Source organism: Nostoc sp. CALU 546, from assembly GCF_048836525.1.
On sequence record NZ_JAWJTF010000069.1, the window covers coordinates 33,425 to 52,537 of the forward strand.

12 protein-coding genes and 1 pseudogene are annotated in these 19,113 nt (G+C 39.7%); 9 read left to right on the top strand and 4 right to left on the bottom strand.

Annotated features, from left to right (window positions below; genetic code table 11):
• The first annotated feature begins 32 nt into the window (after positions 1–32).
• A complete protein-coding gene (locus tag RRG12_RS27635; RefSeq protein ID WP_420761376.1) occupies positions 33–5,459 on the top strand; it encodes a trifunctional serine/threonine-protein kinase/ATP-binding protein/sensor histidine kinase in 5,427 nt (1,808 codons plus the stop codon).
• A gap of 427 nt (positions 5,460–5,886) precedes the next feature.
• Positions 5,887–6,549 (top strand): nuclear transport factor 2 family protein, encoded by a 663-nt coding sequence (locus RRG12_RS27640; RefSeq protein ID WP_069072088.1) that lies wholly within the window; start codon positions 5,887–5,889, stop codon positions 6,547–6,549.
• A 181-nt stretch (positions 6,550–6,730) separates the two neighbouring features.
• Here the strand turns inward: RRG12_RS27640 and RRG12_RS27645 are convergent, their stop codons facing one another.
• Positions 6,731–7,150 (bottom strand): (2Fe-2S) ferredoxin domain-containing protein, encoded by a 420-nt coding sequence (locus tag RRG12_RS27645; RefSeq protein WP_069072089.1) that lies wholly within the window; start codon positions 7,148–7,150, stop codon positions 6,731–6,733.
• 180 nt (positions 7,151–7,330) lie between these two features.
• Here RRG12_RS27645 and RRG12_RS27650 point away from each other — a divergent pair, with 180 nt between their 5' ends.
• From RRG12_RS27650 to RRG12_RS27665, 4 genes are all read left to right on the top strand, one after another.
• The gene (locus RRG12_RS27650) at positions 7,331–7,723 is read left to right on the top strand and encodes a carboxymuconolactone decarboxylase family protein (protein WP_069072090.1); all 393 of its coding nucleotides are present in this window, start codon (positions 7,331–7,333) and stop codon (positions 7,721–7,723) included.
• A 56-nt stretch (positions 7,724–7,779) separates the two neighbouring features.
• The gene (locus RRG12_RS27655) at positions 7,780–8,601 is read left to right on the top strand and encodes an alpha/beta fold hydrolase (RefSeq protein ID WP_069072091.1); all 822 of its coding nucleotides are present in this window, start codon (positions 7,780–7,782) and stop codon (positions 8,599–8,601) included.
• A gap of 351 nt (positions 8,602–8,952) precedes the next feature.
• A complete protein-coding gene (nrdJ, locus tag RRG12_RS27660; protein WP_420761377.1) occupies positions 8,953–12,222 on the top strand; it encodes a ribonucleoside-triphosphate reductase, adenosylcobalamin-dependent in 3,270 nt (1,089 codons plus the stop codon).
• 205 nt (positions 12,223–12,427) lie between these two features.
• Complete coding sequence (locus RRG12_RS27665; protein ID WP_420761378.1) at positions 12,428–12,646, top strand: hypothetical protein; 219 nt, start codon at positions 12,428–12,430, stop codon at positions 12,644–12,646.
• A gap of 200 nt (positions 12,647–12,846) precedes the next feature.
• Here the strand turns inward: RRG12_RS27665 and RRG12_RS27670 are convergent, their stop codons facing one another.
• Complete coding sequence (locus tag RRG12_RS27670; protein WP_420761379.1) at positions 12,847–13,362, bottom strand: hypothetical protein; 516 nt, start codon at positions 13,360–13,362, stop codon at positions 12,847–12,849.
• 704 nt (positions 13,363–14,066) lie between these two features.
• Here RRG12_RS27670 and RRG12_RS27675 point away from each other — a divergent pair.
• The 3 genes from RRG12_RS27675 to RRG12_RS27685 all read left to right on the top strand — a co-directional run bounded on the left by RRG12_RS27675 (position 14,067) and on the right by RRG12_RS27685 (position 17,283).
• Positions 14,067–15,236 (top strand): pyridoxal phosphate-dependent aminotransferase, encoded by a 1,170-nt coding sequence (locus RRG12_RS27675; protein ID WP_420761380.1) that lies wholly within the window; start codon positions 14,067–14,069, stop codon positions 15,234–15,236.
• 269 nt (positions 15,237–15,505) lie between these two features.
• Entirely contained in the window at positions 15,506–15,943 is a 438-nt protein-coding gene (locus RRG12_RS27680; protein WP_420761381.1) for a secondary thiamine-phosphate synthase enzyme YjbQ, read from the top strand.
• 284 nt (positions 15,944–16,227) lie between these two features.
• Positions 16,228–17,283 carry a Rieske 2Fe-2S domain-containing protein gene (locus tag RRG12_RS27685; protein WP_420761382.1) on the top strand — a complete coding sequence of 352 codons (1,056 nt, stop codon included), beginning with the start codon at positions 16,228–16,230 and terminating at the stop codon, positions 17,281–17,283.
• 28 nt (positions 17,284–17,311) lie between these two features.
• On the opposite strand, the pseudogene RRG12_RS27690 reads toward RRG12_RS27685, so the two are convergent.
• Together RRG12_RS27690 and RRG12_RS27695 are read right to left on the bottom strand one after the other, a co-directional pair.
• Positions 17,312–18,025, bottom strand: a pseudogene (locus tag RRG12_RS27690) (RNA-guided endonuclease InsQ/TnpB family protein); the annotation flags it as partial.
• A 52-nt stretch (positions 18,026–18,077) separates the two neighbouring features.
• Positions 18,078–18,749, bottom strand: a complete 672-nt coding sequence (locus RRG12_RS27695; protein WP_420761383.1) for an SDR family oxidoreductase — start codon at positions 18,747–18,749, stop codon at positions 18,078–18,080.
• Positions 18,750–19,113: the final 364 nt, after the last annotated feature.

The window sequence follows — 19,113 nt, forward strand, 5'->3', positions numbered from 1 at the left end:
TGCTAGTTTTGTAACTTTATAGTCGAAAATCAATGCCAAATCGTACTGGATACCAAATTAACTCGACTCTCCACGAAGGAATCCAAACAATTATTTATCAAGCACAAACGCCAAAGACGCAACAGCGAGTTATCATCAAGCTGCTTAAAAATGAATATCCGACTCTCGAAGCCTTTACTCGCCTTAAAAATGAGTATCAAATTCAGCAAGGTTTAGACCATCCCAATATAGTTAAAGCTATTAGTCTAGAAACCTTTCAAAATCGTGTAGGACTGTTGTTGGAAGACTTTGGAGGTCAGTCTTTAGCGCAATTTTTACAAACAAAAAAACTTGACTTGATTAACCATTTAAATATTGCTATTCAACTGACTAAAGCTTTAGATTATTTACATAAAAATCAGATTATTCATAAAGATATTAAACCTAATAACATCATAATTAACTCCCAGACAGATATTGTTAAACTCACTGACTTTGGTATAGCCTCCCGTCTCAATAAAGAAAATCCCCAATTTAATAACCCTAACTGCGTTGAAGGCACACTTGCCTATATGTCTCCTGAACAAACTGGGAGAATGAATCGCATTCTTGATTATCGCACTGACTTTTATTCCCTTGGTGTGACTTTATATGAAATGTTAACTGATAAAACACCATTTTTTAGCCAAGACCCCCTAGAAGTAGTTTATAGTCACATTGCAGTTCAAGCGATAAACCCCCAATCATTAAATTCACAAATTCCTACCGCCGTCTCTGAAATTGTGATGAAGCTGATGGCAAAAAATGCGGAAGATAGATATCAAAGTGCTACAGGATTATTAGCAGATTTAGAATCATGTCTCAACCAGTTAGAAAGCAAGGGAATAATTACTGATTTTGTTCCAGGGCGTTTAGATATCTTGAGTCAGTTATTAATCCCTCAAAAATTATATGGTCGTGAAGAACAAGTTATTGAACTGTTAGCTGCATTTGAGCGCGTTACATCTGGGACTAGTGAAATGATGCTAGTTTCTGGTTATTCTGGTATTGGCAAATCAGTTCTAGTGAATGAAGTTAATAAACCCATTACTCGCAGACAAGGGTACTTTATTTCTGGTAAATTTGACCAATTAAAGCGAAATATACCTTATGCTTCTTTAATTCAAGCTTTTGCTTATTTGATGCGGTATTTACTGACAGAAAATAATGAGCAAATAGAAATATGGCGGAATAAAATACTATCAGCTTTAGGAACAAATGGAAAAGTTATTACTGACGTAATTCCAGAAGTAGAATTAATCATTGGTACACAGCCAGAAGTTGCCGAAATTGGGGCAACAGAATCACAAAATCGCTTCAATCATGTTTTTAAAGAATTTATCCAAGTTTTTACCCAAAAAGAACACCCCTTAGTCATATTTTTAGATGATTTACAATGGGCAGATTCAGCCACATTAAATTTAATCCAACTGCTCATAACTGATACCGATAGCAAATATTTTCTATTTATCGGAGCATATAGAGATAATGAAGTTAATTCGGCACATCCTTTAATTCAAAAAATAGAAGAAATTAAAGATAGTGGCACGGTAGTTAATAATGTTATATTACAACCTTTAAATTTAGAAAATGTAACTAAGCTAATTGCCGAAACTCTCCAAGAAGGAGAACCTAAACAGGATGATGGCATTAGAGCATTTAACAATAAAATTATTCAATTAGCCGAACTGATTTATAACAAGACAGGTGGAAACCCGTTTTTTATAACACAACTAATTCAGGCACTTTATCAAGAAAAATTACTAAAATTTGACTTTGCCAATGCTAGATGGCAATGGAGTCTAGAGGATATACAAGCAATTGGAATTACTGATAAAAATGTAGTTGAGTTAGTTGCCAGTAGAGTTGAAAAACTACCAAGTTTAACCCAAGATGTTTTAAAATTAGCAGCTTGTGTGGGTGACAGATTTAGTCTGGATGTTTTATCGATAGTCAATGAAAAATCACCTTCTTTGACAGCTAATGATTTACACTCTGCTTTGCAAGCGGGATTAATTCTACCTTTAAGTGAAGCTTACCGTATTCCTTTAGTTTTTAATCAAGAAGAAGCAGTTAATTTAAATCTCGACACTTCACGGGTAGGTTATAAGTTCTTACATGACAGAGTACAGCAAGCAGCATATTCATTGATTCCAGAAGAACTCAAAAAATCTACTCACCTGAAAATTGGGCAATTGCTTCTCCAAAATACACCTAAAGAGGAAATAGAAGCTAATATTTTTGATATCGTCAATCAGTTGAATGTAGGTATTCTTAACCTGACAGAGCAATCTGAAAAAACTGAATTGGCACGATTAAATTTAATTGCAGGACGAAAAGCTAAAGCTTCTACAGCTTACGAAGCGGCTCTGAAATACTTCACAAATGGGATAAAACTTTTAAATATAGATGCTTGGGAAACTGAATATACCTTAACTATTGGTTTATATGAAGGAGCCGCAGAGGTAGCTTATCTTGGCGGTGATTTTGAGCAGATGCAAGAATGGGCTGAGGTGGTGCAGCAACAAGCCAAAGTCCTTCTAGATAAAGTGAAAGTCTATGAAGTACAGATTATCGCTTCTATCATTCAAAGCAAACAACTGAAAGCCATTCAGATAGCTGTATCAATTCTGCAATTGTTAGGAACAAGTTTTCCAGACGAACCCACATCAACTGATATTCAGCAGGGGATGGATGAAATCGCGGCTTCTTTGAAAGGTAAAGCCATTGCAGATTTAATTAACTTACCATTAATGACTGATCCTAACAAGATTGCAGCTATGAGAATCTTAATGGGAGTTCTCCCGGCGGCTTTTCAAACTGCTCCTGCAATGATGCCAATTATTGTCTGTAAAATGGTCAATTTGTCCTTAAGATATGGAAATACGGCTGTATCTGCTTATGGTTATAGTCTTTATGGATTACTTCTTTGTGGAGTTCAAGGAGAAATTGATTCTGGCTATGAATTTGGTAAATTAGCTTCACGTTTGGTATCACAATTTAATGCTGAAGAACTCAAGGCGAAAATTCTGACGGTTGTTAGCGCTCATGTTATGCATTGGAAAGAGCATGTTAGGGAGACATTAACATCATCAATGGCAGGATATTCTAGTGGTCTGGAAACTGGAGATTTAGAATATGCTGGCTATTGTGGTTACATTTATCCCTATCATTCATTTTGGCTGGGTAAGGAACTTTGGGTTCTAGAAAAAGAACTGATAGCTTATTGTGATTCGCTGAAAAAAATCAAGCAACAAGTCGCTTTTACTTGGAACTCAGTATATTTGCAAACAGTTCTGAACTTGAAAGGAAGTTTTGAAAATGTGGACTGTTTAATTGGAGAAGCTTACGACGAGCAAAGTATGCTACCCATTCATCAGCAAGTAAATGATCTTTACACAATTAACCATTTATTTGTTAATAAACTAATGCTCTCTTACATATTTGGGGAGTATTTTAAAGCTGTAGAAAATGCTGCGATCGCAGAAAATTCTTTAGGTGGTGTTACAGGGTTATTTGTTGTTCCAATCTTTTATTTTTACGATTCTTTAGCCCACTTGGCAATATATCATACTGCTAAAGAGTCTGAGAAGCAAGCTATTCTAGAAAAAGTCCGAGCTAATCAGCAAAAGATGGAACTCTGGGCTACTCATGCTCCCACGAATCACTTACACAGATTTTACCTCGTGGAGGCAGAACGGTATCAGATTTTAGGTCAAAAGCTGGAAGCAATGGACTACTACGAACACTCTATTGCCAAATCTCAAGAAAACGGTTTTCTCCAAGAAGAAGCTTTAGCTTATGAGTTAGCTGGAAAATTTTATCAATCTCTTGGTAAAGAGTTAATTCATCAAACTTATATAACTAAATCCTATTATGCCTATATTCGCTGGGGTGCGATCGCTAAAGTTAAACACTTAGAATCAAAATATACTTTTCTAGTAGGGCAAACTACTCCTATAGAAAACAGTACTTCAAAAATAGATACAATTCATCTTACCACTAGCACGACTACCAATAGCAGCTTGAGTGATTTTTTAGATTTTAATGCATTCATCAAGTTTTCCCAAGCGATTACTAATGAAATTGTTTTAGAAAATTTATTAGGCAAGTTGATCAAAATTTTACTAGAAAATGCTGCCGCCCAAAAAGCAGTACTACTCCTAATTAAAGATAATAATTTGTATATCGAAGCTTCTGGAAATGCTGCTGAAAATGCAGTGACAGTTTTACGCTCTATTCCTGTTGAAACCTATCAGGATTTACCGCTCTCTGTCATTAATTATGTTTTCCGAACTCAGCAATATCTTGTATTAAATGATGCTATCCTTGCAGAACCTTTTAACCTTGATATCTATATTCAGAAATTTCAAACAAAATCAATCTTTTGTTTGCCAATTATGTACCAATCACAGCTTACTGGGATTATTTATTTAGAAAACCAGTTATCATCAGGAGCTTTTGTTCCAGAAAGGGTAGAAGTATTAAAAGTCTTAGTTTCTCAAATGGCTATTGCCATAGAAAATGCCAGCTTATACACGAGAGCACAAGAAAAATCTAGGGAATTAGAACAGTCAATAAAAGATTTACAAGAGGCGCAACTACAAATTATCCAAAGTGAAAAAATGTCTTCTCTGGGAAATTTAGTTGCAGGTGTTGCACACGAAATCAACAACCCCATTGCTTTTATTACAGGTAGTATTGCCCAAGCAAAAGATATTGTGAAAGATTTAATCGACTATCTGCAACTATACCGAGAAAAATTTCCAAATCCTGGTGTAGAAATTGAAGAAAAAGCTGAAGAAATAGATATAGATTTTCTACTAAAAGATTTACCAAAAATGATTGATGGTATGACAGTAGGGACACAGCGCATTCGGAATATTAGTACATCTCTCCGTACTTTTTCTCGTGCCGATACTACATATAAAGTATTAGCGAATATCCATGAAGGTATAGATAGTACTTTAATGATTTTACAGCATCGTCTAAAAGCTGATCATAATCGTCCCGCCATTCAAATCATTAAAAACTATGCATATATTCCATCAGTAAAATGCTACTTAGGACAATTGAATCAGGTGTTTATGAATATTCTTGCTAATGCAATTGATGCTTTAGAAGAAGCAAATATAGGTCGTAGCTTTTTAGAAATCCAAGAAACACATCCTAATATTATCACTATAGAAACTTATCTCCAAGTAGACAATGAAAACGTAGTAATTAATATTAAAGATAATGCCAAAGGCATGACAGAAGAAGTGAAAAACTCTATTTTTGAGAATTTATTTACTACCAAATCTGTAGGAAAAGGTACGGGATTAGGATTATCTATTAGTCGGCAAATTATAGTAGAAAATCATGCTGGAAGTTTGACTTGTAAATCTGTCTTAGGAGAAGGAACACAATTTATAATTTCTATTCCCATTTTAGGAGAATAGGTAACTTCTGATAGTTGTAGCCGCAGAACCCCGATTTTTTTAAGATTTCGGGGAACTTATCAAGAATTATTTAGGATTGATATAGTTATTATATTTGATTTTTAGCGCTTGGTAAAATCAAATTTATCTGGCGATTCATAAAACTATGTAAGTAGTAAGTCTATTACTTAATCAAATCAACACAAACTTAGTTATAATTAACACTTAAAATTGGTCAAACACCTGCTATAACTAGTTGTATACATCAAATCGTGTCCTAGTTTTATCATTTACTATAAAACAGATTTTCTGGCTTACACAAAATGTAATTGCTAGCAAAGTATGCAAATATTTTAGCCGTTTTCAATGAGCTAAAAATATTAGCCAAAGTTTTAGTTTATGGTAAAGTGCAAGATGCGAAAATAGTAAAAATTAAGGTGGATATACTGTGGAAAAAAGAAGAGACAATGGGCGAATAGTTACAAATGCTATCTCGTTTCTTTTAAATCGAATAACTCTGGTTGTGATTGCAGTTGCTCTTGTGCTGTTTATTGGAGGTAGGTTTGAAATAGCAAGCGCAAATCAACCTAACGCAGAATTAGAAATTCAAAAATTAACATCCTGTTACGCCCTGGGAACTGACGCTATTGGTAGAGGAAATCTACTAGAAGGAAAGAATATTTATCGGGATTGTTTTACTCAAGATTCAGTCCTCACTGCTATTTTTCCTGATGGCGCAAGTGAAACACGTTATGGGACAGATTCTTGGGCAGATTTTGTCTATTCAGTATTTCAAGGAAATGGATATCAAGCTACCCAACACTTAATAGGTACGATAAACATTTCAATTGAGAATAATAAAGCAACAGCTACCTCTTATCTCCATGCGACTCATAAACGTTCAGAAACCAGCATTGATGTCGCTAATGGCACTTATGAAGATAAACTCATCAAAACAAATGGGCGTTGGAAAATTCGTAATCGTACTCTCAAACTTATCGATTTCTTGAATCTCAGTTCCCCAACTACTGCTTCTTCAAGCACTAATGCCCGAAGCACTAATTCTTCTGCTACCTTTGTCAGACCAAATATACCTCGTTTAAAAGAATAATTCTTCAGGACAGAATGGTATTAATACGGGTTGGATAAGTCTTCTTTACCTCCTTAATAACATAGAAGAAGGGGTGAATATTTAAATTCACCCCTTTTTTCTTTGCTACTTGATTGAAACATAGTGCAAGGTCAAATTCAGTTTGATTTCAATAATTGGAAGCTTTCACAAACTTTTGCAGTTAGCCTTGATTCTGTTTAATGTATGAGTAGAGAAGTTCGCGATCGCTCTGCGGATTTACAATTAAGCATGGACTATTCCCGTGAATTCCATTACTTACAAGAACAACAGTAATACCCATCCGGGGACAAACCCCTAAACAACTGGTGCTAACGACCCGAAATTCCCCCCATAAGCCCTCAAATTTCAAACGAGATTTCAACCAATTCTCTAAGTCTTCCGAAGCAGTTGAGCCTGATTGCTCGTTGGCACATTGTGAACACACAAGTACCAAACCAGACTCCCATCGAGGAGAAACAGTTGGAATGGAAGTTTCTAATGGGCGAGAATTTATTACAGGCGATGGTTGCTGAGAATTAGATGAAAACTCCTTGAGGATACGTCGGAGTAATGCTTTAATACGCTGGATCAATTTCTTCATGGATGACCCCACCTATTTCTCTGACAGGATAGTGTAAATTTCCTGTTTAGTCTGTTCTAGTAGATCGTCCAAGAAATGCTAGTTTATGCCAAGCAGACATGATATTACTATCTTTAATTGCAACTCAGTATTACAATCTAGGGGTTCCCACTCGCTGGGGAAACTATATGGAATCAAAACATGACTAAGCTGATTGAATACGAAGAAGCCAGCGACGAAGTGCGTGCAGTGTATGACGACATCCGGGTTACACGTCAAAATGACTACATCAATAACTTCTGGAAAGCCATAGCCAACCATCCCCCCACTTTACAACGAACGTGGCAAACGCTAAAGGAAGTGATGGCCAGCCCTGGTGAGATTGATCCATTGATGCGCGAACTGATTTATATCGCCGTGAGTGCGACCAATGGGTGTGAGTACTGTATCGCCTCCCACACAGCGGCGGCGCGTGCCAAGGGTATGAATGATACTATGTTTGGGGAACTAATGGCGATCGCAGCCACAGCCAACATGACCAATCGCCTCGCCAACGGCTATCAGATTCCGGTAGACGAGAAATTCAAGACTTAGAAGTATCGCCTCGTCTATACCCTGCTTAAAAATAAGGTTTAGCAGAATTATTTACTATGCCCAAGGTTCAGATTAACGGGATTGATTTGTTCTACGACATTAAGGGAACGGGTGAGCCTTTGCTATTAATAGCTGGCTTTCTTTGCGATCATGCTTATTGGTCGCTGATTATGCCATCGCTGGTTTCGCAATATCAAGTCATTCGCTTGGATAACCGAGGTATGGGGAGAAGTTCTGCTCCCGAAAGTCCCTATGGTCTAAAACAGATGGCTGGTGACGTTGCAGGATTGCTCGATCACATCGGGATTAATCAGGTGCATCTAGCTGGTCATTCAATGGGTAGTCAGATAGCCCAAGAACTAGTGTTAGCACACCCTGAAAAGGTAAAAAGTCTGACACTACTTTCATCTTTGGCAAAAGGTGATGCATTATTCAATAGCATCATCGAGACTTGGGGCGAACTTCCTAGTAATGTAGATTTAAAACTTTATGAAAAAGTTATATTGCCCTGGATATTTACAGATGCGTTTTACTCAATTCCTGACATGATTGAAGGTCTGATTGAATTTGCGATCAGATATCCTTTCCCACCAGCAACTCATTCACTTTATCATCACAGTCAAGCCATCCTTAGTAGTGACACATTACACCGCCTCCAACAAATTCATTGTCCTACCTTAGTTATGGTTGGAAAACAAGATATTCTCACCCCGCTAAAGTTTTCCCAACAGCTTGCTCAAGGTATTCCCAATGCTGAACTTGTGGTCATCGAACGTGGTGGTCACGGCTTCTTGATTGAGTCGCCGGATGCTGTAGTTTCAGCCATGCTCAACTTTCTGGGGAAGTTGAAGCTAGCTTATACCAATTCGGGATTTTAAAGTTGGATTCTAAATTCCTTGCCAAAACCCTGTTTGGAAAATCTCAAATAATCACAAATAATCCTGAGTACAGTTAGCGGTAGCGAAGCGTTGAGCCATTACTGAGTAGCGATCATCAGCCTGAAGATGGGTTGATAGAGATAATTTGCTTAAAAACAATAGTGCCAATTAAAACTTAGTATCCATCTCTTACCCAAGGGTAGAGGATATTATACATCATAAATTTCTGTTGTAATTAGTGCAGGGTAGAGCTAGCGTAAAGTGGACAATTTGACAATCTTTAATACTCAAACTACTTGGCGTATAGTCATAATCTGTCCGCACGCAACAAGAACGCAAGATACTTAATATATGGTTCAGAATCTCGAAAGAACACGCCAGAGTGCAAGGTTTCCAGAAACAGCACCGGCTGCAAATCCCGTATTTTTTAGAACCTATAGCCGCCGGACAAAGGCGGGACTAAGGGAAACATGGGATGAGGTATGCGATCGCACTCTACAAGGCTTAGTCGAGTTGGGAAAGCTAACTCAAGAAGAAGCTGCCACACTGGATAAGATGCAGCGCAACTTGAAAGCTATGCCCAGTGGGCGCTGGCTATGGGTTGGTGGCACAGACTGGATAACCAAGCCCAAGAACTTTTCCGGGGCATATAATTGCACCTCTACCAATCTCCAAGACTGGAGTGCCTTCGGCTTAATGATGGATCTGGCAATGATGGGCTGTGGTACTGGAGCCGTTCTAGAACCGCAATTTATTAACCAGTTGCCCCCCATCCGTAATCAACTGAATGTCACTGTAAAAGGTGAAATTGGCAGCACTCCTGTGCAACAGCGACGTGAATATACTGAAACTCATATAGAAGGAAATAACGTCACTATTCACGTTGGAGATAGCCGTGAAGGTTGGGTTGAATCATATCAAGCCTTATTAGAACTCTCCACTGATGAACAATTTTCAGCAGAAGTTGAAGTATTAGTTGATATCAGCGATGTCCGCAAAGCAGGAGAAACTCTCAACGGCTTTGGAGGAGTTGCAAATCCGGTGAAATTGCCCGGACTTTATCAGCGTTGTGCATCTATTCTGAATAAAGCTTTAGGACGACAATTAAATTCAGTTGAATGCTGTCTGTTAATTGATCAAGCTGCTGTAACAATTGTTGCAGGCAATATCCGAAGAAGCGCGGGGATGCGTCAGTTTGATTCTGGCGATAACCTAGCAGCCACCGCCAAAGATAACTTATGGCAACAAGATGACAATGGCAACTGGCGAATCGATCCAGAGCGCGATGCACTCCGAATGGCAAACCATACGAGAGTTTTTCACCGCAAGCCAACCTTAGAAGAATGTGTTGGTGCTGTCCGCAAACAATATTACAGCGGAGAGGGAGCGATTCAATGGGCTGGTGAAGCCGTAGCGCGATCGAATATTGATTTGCTACCAACACAAGCTCTGAAAGTCGAGTTTTTACAAGCTTATGAACAAGGAACAGCAAAACAGTGGTTAGAAGAACGTTATTCCAATCTTGATGCTAATGAGCTAGAACATCGTTTGCAGCGATATGGTTTAAATCCATGCGGAGAAATCATCGGTGCTAATTTCCACTGTGTCAGTGGTGATACTTTACTCATCACTAGAGATGGAATGCATAAAATCAAAGATGTTGTTGGAGATGACATTGAGATTTGGAATGGTCAAAAATGGAGCCAAGTAACACCTTTTAAAACTGGTAGCGATCGCCATCTATATCGAGTCAAATTTGCAGATGGTACTTACTTGGATGCAACTGAATATCATCGCTTCTTTGTAAAAGATAGATTTGATAAAGAATACAAAGAAGTCCAAACCAAGGATTTGATGGATGTTAGTAGATATGCCATTCATACTGAACCTTTTATAATTCAGTATGAAAGTGGCTTAAATATCGATCCAAGTTATGCCTATACTTTGGGAATAGCTGTAGGAGATGGAACTACAGACCAAAATGGTAATGCCAAAGTTAGACTCTATGAACAAAAAGCAGCTTTATCTGTAATCGGAAGTAAGTCTCCTGAAAGAAACTATGACTACTTACCAACTTTTATAGATGTAACAGACTTAGGTTTTTCTGGAGAATTTTTAAAGAGTTTAAAAACAAATCCAGAGTCACTGAATGTAATTGCTAGTTGGAATCGCCAAGCAATTTTGCACTTTATCGCTGGTTTAGCCGATACAGATGGCACAAATACACATAGCAATGGCATTAGGATTTACATCTCTGATTACGAACGTGCGTATCGAGTGCAGTTATTACTAACTAAATGTGGTATCCGTTCTTCTTTAAATCTCTGCGCTCATAAAGGGTCAGTAACTAACTATGGTTTTCGCAGTCAAGATTTATACTACTTGCAAATTACTGACTGTGGACAAATTCCTTGCCAGCGTTTGGATGTGAGCAAAGGGTGTGACGCCAAATACAAAGGTAAATGGCAAATAGTCAGAGGTGTAGAAGAATTACCAGGTTTACACGATACTTATTGCTTCAATGAACCGGAACATCACAAAGGAGTATTTGGTAATACCCTAACTGGGAACTGCAATTTGTCAGAGGTTCACCTCAATCAAATCGATCCACGTAACTACAAAGAACAAGAGGAGGCTTTCACCGCTGGGGCGTTATCTGTAGCAGCACTTTTAAATCACAAATTCCTGGAACCACGCTATCAATACAGCCGTGAATTAGACCCGATTGTGGGAGTTTCTTTTACAGGTTTATTTGATTTCTTTGTCCATGCTTTTGGTGTTGATTGGCTGCGCTGGTGGGAAGCAGGAAGACCTGCAACTCCACAAGGATTAGCTTTCAAGCGTGAGGAAGAGAAATACCTCAGTTCTTGGAGAGATATTGTACATCGGGTGGTTTGGGATTATTGCGATCGCCACAATCTCAAGCGTCCAAATCGCTGCACCACAGTGCAACCCAGTGGTACTAAGGCTTTATTAACTAATGCTAGTTCAGGATGGCATCCCCCAAAAGCCCAAAGATTCATTCGCCGGATTACTTTCGGTAAAAATGACCCAGTAGCCTTGGCTTGTATTGACTATGGTTACAACGTCATTCCTTCTCAATCAGACAAAGATGAACAGGGCAATTTGCTCAACGATCCCTTTGATCCACGGGTGAGTGAATGGCTGGTGGAAATCCCTGTTTCTGTAACTTGGGCGGATTTACCTGGGGCTGATGAAATTGATGTTTCTAAGTTTTCAGTCTTAGCCCAGTTTGATTTTGTCCTTCAGGTTCAACGTTGGTACGTGACTCACAACACATCAGCGACTTTGGAACTCCGCTCTGATGAAATCGAACCTTTGGGACAGCGCATTTACGAAACTATCCAGAATGATGAGGGATATATTTCAGCGGCTCTTTTAGCCCGTTTTGACGATTTGCAATCATTCCCCCGTTTGCCATTTGAACCAATAGACAAATCCACCTACGATCGCTTAACTCAAGAGGTGAAAGCGCGGCGTAAAACAGATGACTTCTGTGCAGTCCTAAGCCGCTATGATTTAGGCGAAATGACAGAGGCCGGCCCTAGTGGTTGTGATTCTGATAAGTGTATGTTTCCCGATCAGCAACCAAGCTCATAAGGTGAAATGACTGGGGACTGGGGAAGAAGCAAGGGGGCAGGGAGCAGGGGACAGGGGGAGACAAGAAGAATAACCGATGCCCAATGCCCCATGCCCAATGCCCAATGCCCCATGCCCAATGCCCAATGCCCAATGCCCAATCCCTTAACACGTTACGATCAATTAAGAAGTAGTAATTTTTTACCGCAGTGCCAGGAGTCTTTTAATGTTCATTAATGAATTGTCACCTATATTCAAAGAATTTACTCAGCATCCAGTCTCATTTGTGGGTGGGTTCTTCTCTGGTGTGCTTCGCCTCAACCTTGCAGATGATCCTGTTAAAAGCTGGCTGGATAAACAGATTCGCTCAAATATTTACACCAGCAACACGACGGACGCGCATAATGGCAAAGCCACTGGCCCTCAGCAGATCTCGATTGACTAAAAACTCTCAGAATACATAGTTGAATTTTCTACCAAACACGAAGTCAGTGCTGCTGTCGGCAGCACTGACTTCTACTTTCTATAGCCGTAGTCACACAGGTTAAGACAGCGTTGATTGCTCAAAGCTTTGAAAAAACTGGGTTTTTACTCAGCACTGGCTCAACACTTTGCTATACAATAATTTTATTGTTTGGAAATCCCTTACTCCTTGATTGGCACTCTGAGCATAAGTGCGCCCACAAAGTTAGAGGTAGGGCCGGCAGGATAATTTATGTGGCAAAGCGCACACTCTGCTCTAAAGTTGCTGAGGGGGACTGAGCGTCGATAGTACCATTTTCTATCCACGCGCTGGACAGACGTGTATGCCTGTCCCGCCAGTGCCAGCGCGTTTGCCTGACGCTCGAAGTTGTCGCTAGGGCGATCGCTTTGCCGAAGCGGGCCAACGGTGCCAACTAACCGCATATCCTTGTTCTGATCATTAAATATCAGCGAGATGGAATGCTTACCCTGCTCCACGTTATCCACCGTGGTTTCGTCGAACTCCTGCGTCAGCGCCGCGAACAACGTGTTGAGCATGAGATCGCTCGTCTCTTGGGCAAACTCAATCTTCGGAGTTGGGGGTGGATAGTCAAAACCACGAGCAATTGATGTGAAACCGAATCCAATGACGAAGATCAGCACAAAAATTCCATAGCTGACTAGCTTTTTCAGACCCATTCTCTTATTCCTTTGGTTTTATATGGTTCCTGACTCATACCAATCCTGTGTGAAGATACACATAATTAAGACCCCGATGTAGTCTTTCCTTGATCAGGGAAAACGGCATAGCCGGGGGATAAATATATACAACTTCACAAAGAAACGATATCAGCAACTCCGCATGACGGATTGAACCTTTACCGAAGAAAAGTAAAGAGCAGAAGGCAGAAGAGAAGAATTTATTTTCTACCTGCTAAAGAAGTATGTTTACGTAGCATTTTGTAGAATCTTATCATATTTATCAGGGAAAATACTAGTACAAGACTACGTAAATCTAAGTACCATCTCAATTAAGAAGACAAGTAGGGGCAATTCATGAATTTCCCCTACTTGAGCAACTTGTTAAAGGTAGGTAATGCTGTACTAGTTGCTTGGTTGCCTGTTTATTCGATATCGCAACGAACCAAAGTACCTTCTTGAGCGATCGCAACAATAAACATCGTTCGTAGTGAGCGATTCATCGCTCAAAATAAGAATTATCAGGACTAAAGTTCTTAATACAAACTTTAATTTATTTACGCCTAGCTACTTAAGTGGGTGAATAAGAAGGAAACAACTTGATATAACTACGCGCGACCAGTTGTGATCAATAAATTAATATCACGACTAGTCGTTTTTATACTATAAAAAGATACTAAAACCAGGTCTATAGGCATCGAAACATGGAATCCCTAACCTCTCGTATGCAAGCGGTACAGTCACCGATTATTCCTCTGGTTGGGGAAATGATTAAAAATTCTCCTGGAACAATCTCTCTGGGACAAGGTGTAGTTTCTTACAACCCACCACCTGAAACCAGAGAATTTTTGCCCAAATTTCTGGACGAGCCAACTAATAATCTATACAAATCAGTTGAGGGAATTCCCCAATTACTGACAGCACTTGCAGAAAAATTGCAAGCCTTCAACGGCATTGAAATCAATAGGGAAAACTCCATCGTCGTGACAGCAGGGAGCAATATGGGATTTATGAATGCCATTCTTGCTATTACTAACCCAGGCGATGAAATTATTCTGAATACGCCCTACTATTTCAATCACGAAATGGCGATCGCAATGGCTGGTTGTCATCCAGTATTAGTGACGACGGATGAAAATTACCAACTGCGTCCAGATGCGATCGCTCAAGCAATCACTCCCAGAACACGGGCTGTGGTTACAATTTCACCGAATAATCCGACTGGAGTTGTCTATTCTGAAGCAGCATTGCACCAAGTAAATCAAATTTGTGGCGATCGTAGTATTTACCACATCAGTGATGAAGCCTATGAATACTTTACTTATAACGGGGTAAAACACATTTCACCTGGTGCATTTGATAATAGTAGCGAGTACACCATTTCTCTCTATAGCCTTTCCAAAGCATACGGTTTTGCCAGTTGGCGTATTGGCTACATGGTGATTCCTAAACACTTACTTGTCGCCATCAAAAAAGTCCAGGATACAATTTTGATTTGTCCGCCAGTCATTTCTCAATATGCAGCTTTAGGAGCATTGCAGGCAAAAGAGGAGTATTTGCAGAGTAATATAGGAGCGCTTGCTCAAGTACGCCAACTAGTATTAGACTCCCTTAACCCGCTACAAGGCTTATGTAGTATTACCCCCGCCAATGGCGCTTTCTATTTTTTCCTCAAAGTTCATACCCAGATGGATGCTTTTGAATTAGTTAAAAGACTGATCCAAGAACATAAAGTAGCAGTCATTCCAGGTACAACCTTTGGCATGGATGATGGATGCTATCTACGCGTTGCTTATGGGGCGCTGCAAAAAGAGACGGCAAAAGAAGGTATAGAAAGATTAGTACAAGGTTTGGAAACTATAGTTAGGAATTAGAAGTCATTCAATTTTGGATTTTATACCAATTTGAAAAAAGAATGCGACAAATAGACCATTTGTAGAGACGCGATTCATCGCGTCTTTACCCAAAGATGTGTTGCAATCATTAATTGAATGGTATTAGATTTTTTCTTCAAAAATCCAAGTTGCGCTAGAAGCGCACCAAAATCTAAAATTGGCATAGTTAGATGTTGATATTAAATTGATGAGTGCGTTAGGCTGTGTTAGCTTACTTCGTCTGCAATCTAAAATATAAAATTCAACAGATGCCAATTATTAATAAGTTAATTGAAATTGAAACTGAGCCAAAAATAAATATTCATAATATCACGCCACAAATCCAAGATTTTATTGCCTCAACATCAATTAAAAATGGACAAGCTTTAGTATTTTCTCGTCACACAACAACAGCATTAGCGATCAACGAAAATGAAGTCCGATTGTTAGAAGATATAAAAGTGTTCTTGCAAAAATTAGCACCTGAATCAGACAGCTATTTGCATAATGATTTGCATTTAAGAGATGTCCCGGAAGATGAACCGATTAATGCTCACTCTCATTTAATGGCAATGATGCTGACTACTAGTGAGATAATTCCCATTGTGGATGGTAAATTAGCTTTGGGAACCTGGCAATCTGTGTTGTTTTTTGAGTTGGATGGCCCGCGAAAAAGAACGGTATTTGTCCAAATTTCTGGTGAATAAGGCAACTTCACACCTGCAAACCTCCTAGAACAACCCAAATCTGAGAGAATTACGAACATGACCAACATTTGTATCAGTTGAATTTACTTACAGTAATTAAAAACCTGAAATAATGTTTTCAAGCATAACCTTCCTTTCTACAAACCAGGACTTTTGTTGCGTCAAAAGCAGACGCAGTTATACTAATTTGGGATTTTAGATTTGGGATTTTAGATTAAATATCTTTACCAAAAGTCTGTTCCAGTAATGTCCAATATACTATCTATTTCAATTTGGTATTAGTTATGAAAAATAACGATAATTTTTTCTTGCGTAATACTTGGTACTATGCTTTGCCTAGCGATCAAATCAAGCCAGGTATGATGATCAGCCGCATTTTCTTGGGAGAACCAGTGCTTCTAGTCCGCAGCCAGGATAGGAAAGTCTCTGCGATGCGGGACATTTGCCCCCATCGTGGTGTGCCCTTGAGTTGTGGTAGATTCGATGGACAGGAAGTGGAATGCTGTTATCACGGTTGGCGCTTTAACCCGGTTGGAAGTTGCACTGCAATTCCATCTCTTGTAGAAGAACAGCAGATTGATTTGAGTCGCTTCAATGTACAGTCTTATGAAATTCGCGAAGTCCAAGGAAATATTTGGATATATATGCCTGATCCAGATAACCCACAACCTCCTGCTTCTGAGATGGAAATTCCGGTAATTCCAGGGTTTGATGAGCGTTCGCCCCAATTCGTAGAGATTGTGAAATTCCCCTGTTTTGTGGATCATGCAGTGGTAGGTCTGATGGACCCTGCTCATTCACCTTATGTTCATCGCGCTTGGTGGTGGCGAAATGAGCAACTACACGAGGAAGTGAAGCAATTTGATGCTTCGCCCTATGGCTTCACAATGCGACGACACCGATTACCAGAGAATGGGGGCCGATTATACTGGCTGATTGGCGGTGGTGTCCCGGAAACGGAGATTTCTTTTCGTTTACCTGGCGTCAGAATAGAAGAAACCACCATTGGTAAGCATCGAGTCGTTAATTTAACAGCAGTTACACCCATTTCAGATACGGAAACTGAGGTAACTTTTGCTCTTTACTGGACACTTCCTTGGGTGGGATTTTTCAAACCACTGATGCATATACTAGCGCGAACTTTCCTTGACCAAGACCGAACGGTTGTGGAAAAACAGCAAATTGGTCTGAAATATAATCCTGTACTACGGCTGATTAAGGACTCAGATATGCAGGCGCAGTGGTACTACCAGTTGAAGCGGGAGTATGCTCAGTCTGTCGCTGAAAAACGAGAATTTGTGAATCCTGTTAAGGGTCAGGTACTCCGCTGGCGTGCTTAAATTACTCCAAAGTGACATACTCCTACACTCAGTCCGAAGGACGAGTGTAGGCTTCCAAGACAATCCGGCTACTGCTTAGGAGGCTCTTGCCTTTAAGAACGGAATGCCCTACCGCCCTATTTTTTATATTCACGGCTGCATTATGATCGCGGTCAAGACTACACCCGCAATTAGAGCAGTTGTGCCAGCGTTCATGCAGTTTTTTAGGAACCTTTACACCACAACTAGAACAATCTTGACTTGTACCAGACGCTTTAACTGGGATAACCAACAAACCAGCATTTTCGGCTTTGTTTGTCAGTATCGACAGAAAACTTGACCATCCGGCATCAAGTACAGACTTCGCCAATCGGGTGCGTGAAAGTCCCTTAATATTCAAATCTTCAACCGCCACAACATCATATTTCTTCAACAGATTGTTAGCAGTTTTGAAATGAAAGTCTTTGCGTTTATCAGCAACTTTTTTATGTTGCTTGCCCAACTGTTTAACCGCCTTCTGTCTGCGTTTACTTCCTTTTGTGCGACGGGAAACACGTTTTTGGATAACTCGTAAACGTTTTTGAGATTTGCGGTAGTGTTGAGGGATAGCAACAGTTTCACCAAGAGAAGTTGTCAAAAACTCCTTTAAACCAACATCAATTCCAGTTATCGAATCTGGATTAAAATCGGGTTTAATTGCTGGAACTGTCGCATCTTCCAAGCTGAGAGTTAAATAGTAACCATCAGCTTTTTTCGTAATAGATATTTATCTCATCACTTCCGATCAAGCGGTAAGTGAGAGGCTTCTTGCTGTCTCAGCTAAATTCTGCAAATTCTCTTTGTCCGAATAGCATATTTCGGTCTACGGCTGATAAGATTTTATTATTGGTGCGATTGCTATTTAAACAGCGACCAACTAACTGCGCCACATCTGCACGATTGATGCTACCAATAATCTGTGGATCTTCAGTCAAAACGCCATTACCCGTTGCTGGTTCTGACTTGAGTCCACCTGGGCGGATGATTGTATAGGTAAGTCCACTGGCAATTAAGTGTTGTTCAGCTTTGTCTTTCTCAACTAAAACTGTTCCCAGTGCTGCCAAAACTTGGGGTGACAGAGCAACAACACTATTGCCAGCGCCAATGGAAGATATGAGAATAAACTTTTGTACTCCACCTTTAACTGCCGCATCGATCAGATTTCTATTACCAGGGTAATCTGCTCTTTCTCCGTCTGTCGGTAAACCGCCAATTGTACTGATAACGGTGTGAATAGGTTCATCTGTCAGGATTGCGCGTTCTACATCGTCAATATTCAAAGCATCTCCCACAACTGCTTGAATACCTGTTTTCTCTAGTTCAGCCGCAACTGCTGCTGTTCTCAGGAGTGCTTTGACCTTTAGCTGTTGTGCTGTCAGATATTGAGCAATTTCTCGACCAACACCGCGACTTGCTCCAGCCAGAAAAATATAAGATGCACTTGTCATAATAAACTTAACTACTTACGCTCCAAGGATTTTATCAGAGGATCGGCAGTACTTAATAATTCCTCAAGCAACTGAGATCCTTTGGGTTGGTGGCGAATATAATACCCATTCAACTAATGATTGCAACACATCATTGGGTAAAGACGCGATGAATCGCGTCTCTACAAATGGTCTATTTGTCGCATTCTTTTTTCAAATTGGTATTACCTACTTTTAACAAGTTGCTCAAGTAGGGGCAATTCATGAATTGCCCCTACTTGTCTGTGCTGTACTAACCACAAGTTTTGAGCTAGTTCATGCTAGATATTTGCTTGCTGCCGTTGCTATATTGTCCAGTACAAACCCTTTTGTTGTCACCCCTGTG

What these genes read in the sequence shown, in the direction of transcription:
- RRG12_RS27635 (WP_420761376.1), top strand. Translation starts at nt 33, where the DNA reads ATGCCAAATCGTACTGGATACCAAATTAACTCGACTCTCCACGAAGGA.
- RRG12_RS27645 (WP_069072089.1), bottom strand. Translation starts at nt 7,150, where the DNA reads ATGAAGAAATTGATCCAGCGTATTAAAGCATTACTCCGACGTATCCTC.
- RRG12_RS27650 (WP_069072090.1), top strand. Translation starts at nt 7,331, where the DNA reads ATGACTAAGCTGATTGAATACGAAGAAGCCAGCGACGAAGTGCGTGCA.
- RRG12_RS27655 (WP_069072091.1), top strand. Translation starts at nt 7,780, where the DNA reads ATGCCCAAGGTTCAGATTAACGGGATTGATTTGTTCTACGACATTAAG.
- nrdJ (WP_420761377.1), top strand. Translation starts at nt 8,953, where the DNA reads ATGGTTCAGAATCTCGAAAGAACACGCCAGAGTGCAAGGTTTCCAGAA.
- RRG12_RS27665 (WP_420761378.1), top strand. Translation starts at nt 12,428, where the DNA reads ATGTTCATTAATGAATTGTCACCTATATTCAAAGAATTTACTCAGCAT.
- RRG12_RS27670 (WP_420761379.1), bottom strand. Translation starts at nt 13,362, where the DNA reads ATGGGTCTGAAAAAGCTAGTCAGCTATGGAATTTTTGTGCTGATCTTC.
- RRG12_RS27675 (WP_420761380.1), top strand. Translation starts at nt 14,067, where the DNA reads ATGGAATCCCTAACCTCTCGTATGCAAGCGGTACAGTCACCGATTATT.
- RRG12_RS27680 (WP_420761381.1), top strand. Translation starts at nt 15,506, where the DNA reads ATGCCAATTATTAATAAGTTAATTGAAATTGAAACTGAGCCAAAAATA.
- RRG12_RS27685 (WP_420761382.1), top strand. Translation starts at nt 16,228, where the DNA reads ATGAAAAATAACGATAATTTTTTCTTGCGTAATACTTGGTACTATGCT.
- RRG12_RS27695 (WP_420761383.1), bottom strand. Translation starts at nt 18,749, where the DNA reads ATGACAAGTGCATCTTATATTTTTCTGGCTGGAGCAAGTCGCGGTGTT.